The organism is Alsobacter sp., from assembly GCF_059501845.1.
This window is the reverse complement of the sequence record NZ_JCACDK010000014.1, coordinates 446,161-452,974: the sequence shown is the minus strand read 5'-3', so window position 1 is coordinate 452,974 and position 6,814 is coordinate 446,161. Positions and strand designations below refer to the sequence as shown.

The following is a 6,814-nucleotide window of genomic DNA, read 5'->3' as shown; positions in this document are numbered from 1 at the left end:
CCGTCGCCGACACGTCCAGCCGCACCCCCGCCCCAAGCGCCAGGGCCTCCTTCAGCCCGCCATGCAAGGACACGACGTCCCCCCGGCCAGGCTGCTCCGCCACGACAAGCTCAACCACACCCAAGTCCTCCGTCTTGAGTACACGTTAGAGTGGACAGCTTAATAAATGATGGGACGGCGGGACAAAGCCGGGAAAGTAGTCGTCCGGACTGGCACAGCAATGGTGGCTCGGGTACAAGCTTCGGGATTCATCTGCGAGTAGTAATTGGGAAGGTCGAGTTGTAGAGGTCGCCTTCCCCGCAGGAAGATGCCGTGGCCCGCGGGCCTGCGGCCGCGCCCACGCTCGCGTGTCATGGTGAACGGCCGGTCAACGCGCTGCCGGCGCATCACTCGAGGATGACGTCGTCTTCCTTGCCGCCCTTGGCGATGATGATCTCGCCCTTCTCCGCGAGGCCCTTGGCAATGGCGATGATGCGCTGTTGCGCCTCGTCCACCTCCTTGAGCCGGATCGGTCCGAGCCCGGCCATTTCGTCCGAGAACACGGCGGCGGCGCGCTGGGTCATCTTGGAGGTGAAGAAGTCCCGGATGACAGCCGAAGTCCCCTTCAGCGCACGCGCCAGGTCTGTCTTGTCGACGTTGCGGATCAGCGTCTGCGCGGAGTTCGCATCGAGGCGCGTAATGTCCTCGAAGGTGAACATCAGGGCGCGGATCTTCTCAGCCGACTTGTAGGCCGCAGACTCCAGCGACTCCATGAACTTCTGCTCGTTCTGGCGATCGAGGGAGTTGAAAATCTCGGCCAGCAGGTCGTGCGCGTCCCGCCGCGAGGTCTGCGACAGGTTGGCGATGAAGTTGGTGCGCAGGCTCTCCTCGACCTGGTCCAGCGCGTCCTTCGACACGGTGTCGAGCTGCAGCATACGCAGCATCACGTCGGTGGCGAAGTCGTCCGGCAGCAAGGTGAGCACGCGTGCCGCGTGGTCCGAGCGGATCTTGGACAGGATCAGCGACACGGTCTGCGGATGCTCGGTCTTCAGGTAGTTGGCGAGCAGGTTGTCCTGCACGTTGGAGAGGCGCTGCCAGATCGTGCGCCCGGCCGGACCGCGGATCTCCTCCATGATGGGATCGACGCGATCGCGCGGCAGGAGCTTGAGCAGCAGCTCCTGCGTGCGGTCGAAGTCACCGACCACCGTGAGGCGGTTCGACTGATTGGCGAGATCCGCGAGAACCTGCTCGACCACCCTGGCGTTCACCGTGCCCAGGGTCGACATGGCGAGCGTGACCTTGCGCAGCTCGTCATCGTCGAGCGACGTCCAGAGCGGAGAGCCGAAATCCTCGCCCAGCACGAGCAGGAGGATGGCAGCTCTCTCTGGCCCTGAAAGGTCTACAGCCCGTTTCTCTTCAGCCTCAGCCATGGGTTTCCGGACGCGGCTAGCACAGCGTCAAGTTGTGCTTCACTCATGGTTACCAAAGGGTTACGGGAAGCCGCCCCGGCGATGAAGCTGCACCTGGGCCAGACAAAAGGGGAGCCCGGAAGCTCCCCCCTGTCGGTTGCCGGACGGCTTCGAGCGAACTCAGAACTCTTCCCAGTCGGCCGGCACGGCCGCAGCCGCCGTGGCCGCCTTGCGGGGCGCGGGGGCGGACGGCCGGGCCGCGGTCCGAACGGGGGGCTTGCGAACCGGCTTCACGGCGGGCTTCGGTGCCGCGGCCACCGGCTTTTTGACACCCGAGCCGCCGAAGGCCGCCTCGGCCAGCGACCGGAGCCGGGCCGGCTCGGTGGGCGTGGGCATCGGCATGGCGACCTGAACGCCGCGGCCCTGCTTGGTGCGGAACGCAGCGACCAGGGCATTGAGCCTCTGGATCTGCTGGGCGAGGGAGGACGCGGAGGCGGCGCTTTGCTCGGCCAGGGCCGCGTTCTGCTGCGTCATCTCGTCCATGTGGGCGACGGCCTGGCTCATCTCGTCGATGCCGTTGGCCTGCTCTCCCGCCGCGGCGGAGATCTCGGCGACGGTCGAGGAGACCTTCGCCGACGCCGAGACGATCTTTTCCAGCGCCTCGCCGGCTTCGCGGACGAGCCGCACGCCCTGCGACACCTCGGTGTTGGACGAGTCGATCAGGCCCGAAATGTCCTTGGCCGCGACGCTCGAGCGCTGCGCCAGCGTGCGCACCTCGGAAGCGACCACCGCGAAGCCCTTGCCGGCCTCGCCTGCCCGTGCCGCCTCGACGGCCGCGTTGAGGGCGAGGAGGTTGGTCTGGAAGGCGATGTCGTCGATGATCGAGGTGATATCCGAGATCTTCTTGCTCGCTTCCTCGATGCGCGACATGGCGTTGACCGCGTCTCGGGCAATGCTGCCGCCGCTTTCGGCCACCTGAATCGCTTCCTGCGACAGGTTGACCGCCTCGCGGGACGCGCCCGCCGAGGCCTTCACGGAAGCCGCGAGCTGCTCTGTCGTCGCAGCGGTCTGCTCCAGCGAGGACGCCTGCTCCTCGGTCCGGCGCGACAGGTCGTCGGCGCCCGAGTTGATCTGCTGTGCCGCCGAGCCGACATCGACGGATGTGTGCTGGATCGTCAGCACGGTTTCCGACAGTTTCTCGACCGTGTCGTTCAGCGCGTCGCGAAGCTCGCTCAGCCGGCCGGAATAGTTGCCGTCGACGGTCTGCGTGAGATCCCCTGCGGCGACTGCGCGCAGCACGGTGGCGAATTCGGTGATAGCGCTGTCCATCGCCGCGTTGATGGCGTTGACGCCGTCGACGAGCGTCCCGAGCGGCCCCAGCTCGGCCGCGCGCTCCGCGCGGTGATGGAAGTCACCACGCTTGGCAGCCTCGACGGCCGCACCGACCGTGCCGATAAGCCTTTCCTGCGTTTCGGTCCGCTCCTTCTCGACCTGGCGCGCAAGGCGTTCCCGCTCGGCTTCCGCAGCCTCCTTGTCGGCAAGGGCCGTGTTGACGGTGCGCGCCAGCAGGTCGGACGCCGCGAGTGCCCGGGAGAAGCTCACCGCGAGCCAAACGAGCGCGCCGGTCTCGACCACGACGATGACGGCGTGCAGAACCACGCGGGAGAAATCGGTCCCCTCCGGGAATACGGCGAGGGGGTAGACGAAGTTAAGGACCAGATGGTGGACGGCGATGACGGCGGCGGCCAGGATCACCGAGCTCCAGCACAGCCACCCCGCGGCAATGGCGAGCGCGGCGAAGAAGGCCATGTGCACGTCGATCTGCATCACGGTGCCCTGGGCCGCCACCAGCATCAGGGCGACCTGCCCCGCGAGCGCGATCGACGAGCTCCAGCGCGTGAACTCGCCGGTCGGGCTGGCACGCCACGCCAGGGTCGGCACCGCCGCGAAGATGACCGCGGCGAGCGTGACGAAGAGAGCGGAGTGGTCCAGCAGAACGGCGGTCGCGGCGCAGACGGGCACCAGTGCCCAGACGAGCGCCATCATTCCCTTGCCGAATTGCAGGCGAATCTTGGTCAGGGAGTCCGTGGGCATCGGGGTTCCGTCGGGTTTGAAAGGGTGTGATCTACAGACTTGGCGTCGCGATACCGTGGGGAAGTCTGGAAGCACGGCGGGAGGCAGGCTCGCAGGCGTTGAGTGCAGCGGCGTCGAGTACGAGCCAGGCACCCGATAACTGCAGGCGCGACGCGAAGCCGGCCTGTTCGGAAAGCGCCACGGTGACGCGGCCACCTTCCATCTTCAGCAATTCGCCACCCGCTCTCGCCACCGCTTCGGCGGCGGCACCACCGTCCGCCACCCTGTGCAGGATGGCGACCGGCTGTCCCGGGCGGGGCGCCAGCATGGCGGCCGCCGGAAGGGCTCCGGCCGCGAGCAGGAAGGCCGCGGCCCCCAGCGCGCTTGCGGCGCTCATGCGGCGCGGGCAGTGGTTTCCATCACGATGGCCGGGAGGTCGAGGAGGGCGACGACTTCGTTGCCCTTGACCACCAGGCCCTTGAGGAGGTCGCCGCCGTCATTGGCCACGTCCGGCGCAGCGCGCAGGGAAGCCGAGTCGACGTCGACGATGTCGGAAACGGCATCGGCGAGAATGCCGACATAGCGCTCGCCGAGATCGACCACGATCACGACGCTGGAGCGCGACAGTTCGGTCGTGCCGAGGCCGAGGCGACGGCGCAGGTCGTAGACGGCGATGATGGCGCCGCGCAGGTTGATCACGCCCAGCACATGGCTGGCAGAGTTCGGCAGCGGGGTCGTCGGCTGCCAGCCCTTGATCTCGCGCACGGCGCTCACATCGATCCCGAAGCTGCGGCCATCCACGCGGAACGTCACGATCTGGAGCACTTCGCCCGCGGCAAGAAGTCCGCCGCTCTCTCCGGAAGCATTGGTCAGCGACACGTTCGATCTCCTAGGATGTCGTCCCGGTCCCCGTCCGGGCACACGGCAGGGTTCCACTCCAGCCAAAGCTACGACCTAAACGTGAATCAATCGCTGCCACGCCTTTGGTTCTATTCTGCGGGCCAGAGTCTCCGTGCTAGACCCGCAAGCATAGGAACGTGACCCCGCCCAGATGACGCGAAAGGCCGTGCCTTGAAGACCTACTGCTTCGAGGATCTGTCCGTCGGGATGCGCGATACGCTCATGCGGACGGTGATGGAAACGACCGTGACGCTGTTCGCGGAAGTCTCCGGCGACGACAACCCCTTACACCTCGATGAGGATTTTGCAGCCGGGACGCGTTTCGGCCAGCGCATCGCGCACGGCATGTTCACGGCAAGCCTGATCTCGGCGCTGATCGGAACGAGGCTGCCCGGCCCGGGCGCCGTCTACCTGTCTCAGACGCTGCGCTTCCTCGCGCCCGTCAGGATCGGCGACGTCGTCGCAGCGGTGGTCGAGGTGGCGGAAATGGTGGAGAAGGGCAGCCGCGTGCGGCTCGATTGCCATTGCCTCGTCGACGGTAAGCCCGTGCTGGAAGGCGAGGCCTGGGTGATGGCGCCACGCCGGCGGGCGTGACGCGCAGTCTTGACCCGCCGGGTGCGCCGCGCCAGTTTGCGCCCGCTTCCCGGCCCAGGCCCGGAGGCTCAGAGGCCGCATCCGCTCATGACGCTCCCGCAGGACATGCCGAACCGCCAGCGCCCGTTCCTGGCCGTGGACGGGGACCGACCGCTCCCTCCGGAACTCTCGGGCGCAGTAGCCGCGATCGGCAACTTCGACGGACTGCACCTCGGCCATCGCGCCGTCATCGAGCAGGCCGAAGCGATGGCGCGGCCGGCCGGCCGCCCCGCCGTTCTGCTCACTTTCGAGCCGCATCCGCGCGCCTTCTTCCGGCCGCAGGAGCCCGTGTTCCGCCTCACGCCGCTGCCGCTGAAGCTGGCCATCGCACGCAGGCTCGGGCTGGACGGCGCCATCGTCATGGCGTTCGGCCCGGCGCTGGCCGCCACCGGCGCTGCGGATTTCGTCGGCGACGTGCTGGCCGGCCGGCTCGGACTGGCGGGGGTCGCCGTGGGCCATGATTTCCACTTCGGACGCGGACGCGAGGGCTCGCCGTCTTTCATCGCCGAGCGCGGCGCCGCGCTCGGCCTTGACGTCAGCGTCGTCTTGCCATTGCAGGTGGCGGGACATGCCGTTTCGTCCTCCGCGGTCCGGGCAGCGCTGGCGGCGGGGGACGTGGAGGAGGCCGCGAGGCTCCTGGGCTACCGCTGGATCGCCCGCGCCGAGGTGGTGCACGGCGACAAGCGAGGGCGGACGCTCGGATATCCGACGGCGAACATGCAGCTCGATGCGGCCTGCGGGCTGAAGCACGGCATCTACGCCGTGCGGGTTTCCCTCGACGGCACCGTCCATGACGCCGTCGCGAGCTATGGCCGCCGGCCGACCTTCGACGACGGCGCCCCGCTGCTGGAGGTCTTTCTGTTCGGCTTCACCGGCGACCTCTATGGCCGCGTGCTGGACGTCGAGTTCTGCGCCCGCATCCGAGGCGAGGAGAAATTCGACTCTGTCGAGGCGCTCATCGCGCGGATGGACCAGGACAGCCGTGAGGCGCGGGCCGCGCTGTCGCGGGGTGACGTCGTGCCGGCGCCGAGCCTGCTGCCCTTGCCCGAGGTCGAACTGCCGCCACGGGCGGCGTCCGTGTGAGCTTGCCATGACGGGCGCCCGCCGCATCACGGCCATCGGCTTCGACGCCGACGACACGCTCTGGCAGAACGAGCAGTTCTTTCGCATCACCGAGGAGCGCTTCGCCGCGCTGCTGGCACCCCATGCCGAGGGAGCCGACATGCCGGCCCGCTTGCTGGAAGCGGAAAAGCGCAACCTCAGGCTCTACGGCTTCGGCATCAAGGGCTTCACGCTCTCGATGATCGAGACGGCGATCGAGGTGACGGGCGGTCGTGTGCCGGCTCCCGTCATCGCCGACATCCTGGAGGCCGGGCGCGAGATGCTCGCGCATCCCGTCGAGACGCTTCCGCATGTGAGGGAAACGCTGGAGGCGGTCGCCGCCGACTACCGCCTGATGATGATCACGAAGGGGGATCTTTTCGACCAGGAGCGCAAGCTGGCGCAGTCCGGGCTGGGCGGACTCTTCGACGCGATCGAGATCGTCAGCGACAAGACTCAGGCGACGTATGCGCGGGTCTTCGCGCGCCACGGGGACGGTCCGGAACGCAGCATGATGGTGGGCAACTCGCTGAAGTCCGACGTCCTGCCCGCCATTGCGAGCGGCGCGGTGGGCGTGCACGTGCCGCACCATCTCACCTGGGCCCTGGAGCATGCCAAGGAGCCGGCAAACGAGCCGCGCTTCCACAAGCTCGACCACCTCGGGCAACTCGGCGAGCTGCTCCGGCAACTGGGATGAAGAGCCGGGCTTTATTCCGGCC

General features: G+C 67.9%; 7 protein-coding genes. 3 read left to right on the top strand and 4 right to left on the bottom strand.

The genetic code is table 11. The annotated features are described in order from the left end of the window. Positions 1 to 386: 386 nt before the first annotated feature. From fliG to AC5JCN_RS13075, 4 genes are all read right to left on the bottom strand, one after another. On the bottom strand, positions 387 to 1,409 hold the full coding sequence (gene fliG, locus AC5JCN_RS13090; RefSeq protein WP_495755503.1) for a flagellar motor switch protein FliG: 1,023 nt from the start codon (positions 1,407 to 1,409) through the stop codon (positions 387 to 389). A gap of 159 nt (positions 1,410 to 1,568) precedes the next feature. Further along, on the bottom strand, positions 1,569 to 3,482 hold the full coding sequence (locus tag AC5JCN_RS13085; protein ID WP_495755502.1) for a methyl-accepting chemotaxis protein: 1,914 nt from the start codon (positions 3,480 to 3,482) through the stop codon (positions 1,569 to 1,571). A gap of 31 nt (positions 3,483 to 3,513) precedes the next feature. Continuing rightward, complete coding sequence (locus tag AC5JCN_RS13080) at positions 3,514 to 3,858, bottom strand: hypothetical protein (RefSeq protein WP_495755501.1); 345 nt, start codon at positions 3,856 to 3,858, stop codon at positions 3,514 to 3,516. Further along, positions 3,855 to 4,340, bottom strand: coding sequence for a chemotaxis protein CheW (locus AC5JCN_RS13075; RefSeq protein ID WP_495755500.1), 486 nt, complete (start codon positions 4,338 to 4,340; stop codon positions 3,855 to 3,857). The genes AC5JCN_RS13080 and AC5JCN_RS13075 overlap by 4 nt, the downstream gene beginning before the upstream one ends. Before the next feature lie 228 nt (positions 4,341 to 4,568). On the opposite strand from AC5JCN_RS13075, the gene AC5JCN_RS13070 reads away from it, so the two are divergent. From AC5JCN_RS13070 to AC5JCN_RS13060, 3 genes are all read left to right on the top strand, one after another. Continuing rightward, on the top strand, positions 4,569 to 4,955 hold the full coding sequence (locus tag AC5JCN_RS13070; protein WP_495755513.1) for a MaoC family dehydratase: 387 nt from the start codon (positions 4,569 to 4,571) through the stop codon (positions 4,953 to 4,955). Between the two features lie 87 nt (positions 4,956 to 5,042). Next, positions 5,043 to 6,077 carry a bifunctional riboflavin kinase/FAD synthetase gene (locus AC5JCN_RS13065; RefSeq protein ID WP_495755499.1) on the top strand — a complete coding sequence of 345 codons (1,035 nt, stop codon included), beginning with the start codon at positions 5,043 to 5,045 and terminating at the stop codon, positions 6,075 to 6,077. Between the two features lie 7 nt (positions 6,078 to 6,084). Next, complete coding sequence (locus AC5JCN_RS13060) at positions 6,085 to 6,792, top strand: HAD family hydrolase (protein WP_495755498.1); 708 nt, start codon at positions 6,085 to 6,087, stop codon at positions 6,790 to 6,792. Positions 6,793 to 6,814 lie beyond the last annotated feature (22 nt).

What these genes read in the sequence shown, in the direction of transcription:
- fliG (WP_495755503.1), bottom strand. Translation starts at nt 1,409, where the DNA reads ATGGCTGAGGCTGAAGAGAAACGGGCTGTAGACCTTTCAGGGCCAGAG.
- AC5JCN_RS13085 (WP_495755502.1), bottom strand. Translation starts at nt 3,482, where the DNA reads ATGCCCACGGACTCCCTGACCAAGATTCGCCTGCAATTCGGCAAGGGA.
- AC5JCN_RS13080 (WP_495755501.1), bottom strand. Translation starts at nt 3,858, where the DNA reads ATGAGCGCCGCAAGCGCGCTGGGGGCCGCGGCCTTCCTGCTCGCGGCC.
- AC5JCN_RS13070 (WP_495755513.1), top strand. Translation starts at nt 4,569, where the DNA reads ATGCGCGATACGCTCATGCGGACGGTGATGGAAACGACCGTGACGCTG.
- AC5JCN_RS13065 (WP_495755499.1), top strand. Translation starts at nt 5,043, where the DNA reads ATGACGCTCCCGCAGGACATGCCGAACCGCCAGCGCCCGTTCCTGGCC.
- AC5JCN_RS13060 (WP_495755498.1), top strand. Translation starts at nt 6,085, where the DNA reads ATGACGGGCGCCCGCCGCATCACGGCCATCGGCTTCGACGCCGACGAC.